Source organism: Fusobacterium perfoetens (assembly GCF_021531595.1).
Classification (GTDB): Bacteria; Fusobacteriota; Fusobacteriia; order Fusobacteriales; family Fusobacteriaceae; genus Fusobacterium_B.
In genome coordinates this window covers 1-796 of record NZ_JADYUD010000031.1, presented here as the reverse complement: position 1 = coordinate 796, position 796 = coordinate 1, and the positions used below count along the sequence as shown (strand labels likewise).

Sequence of the window (796 nt, the reverse complement as noted above, 5' to 3'; positions counted from 1 at the left end):
AAAAGATTGGCAAGTTCCTATCCTCCCAAAGGGCTGCCCCCTAAGTACTTTCAGCGTTTACAGGCTTAACTTCTAGGTTCGGTATGTTTCTAGGTGTACCCCTGTAGCTATTCTCACCAATCATTTTTTTCTTTATTCTTTTGTCTTATGCCCTCAGGCACTCGATACTACACAGTAATAACCAATAAGATTAAGATTCCGACTTATTAGTATTGGTCCGCTAAAAACATTGCTGCTCTTACACTCCCAACCTATCAAACTCCTAGTCTCGAAGTTGTCTATAGAGTACTTATCTTAAAGTCAGTTTCCCGCTTAGATGCTTTCAGCGGTTATCTCTTCCAAACGTGACTACTCAGCTGTGCCACTGGCGTGACAACTGATACATCAGAGGTTTGTCCATCCCGGTCCTCTCGTACTAAGGACAGATCTTTGCAATACTCTTACGCCTGCAGTGGATAGGGACCGAACTGTCTCACGACGTTCTGAACCCAGCTCACGTACCTCTTTAATGGGCGAACAGCCCAACCCTTGGGACCTTCTCCAGCCCCAGGATGAGATGAGCCGACATCGAGGTGCCAAACTTTGCCGTCGATATGGACTCTCGGGCAAAATCAGCCTGTTATCCCCAGGGTAGCTTTTATCCGTTGAGCGACGACCCTTCCATTCGGAATCGCCGGATCACTATGCCCTGCTTTCGCACCTGCTCGACCCGTCAGTCTCGCAGTCAAGCTCCCTTCTGCCATTACACTCTGCGGTTGATTTCCATCCAACCTGAGGGAACCTTTGGGCGCCTCCG

General features: G+C 48.6%; 2 rRNA genes. Both read right to left on the bottom strand.

From position 1 onward, the window contains the following. Window positions 1–4 precede the first annotated feature (4 nt). Window positions 5–121 (bottom strand): 5S ribosomal RNA (gene rrf, locus I6E17_RS09810). A gap of 65 nt (window positions 122–186) precedes the next feature. Further along, window positions 187–796, bottom strand: a 23S ribosomal RNA gene (locus I6E17_RS09805); the annotation flags it as partial.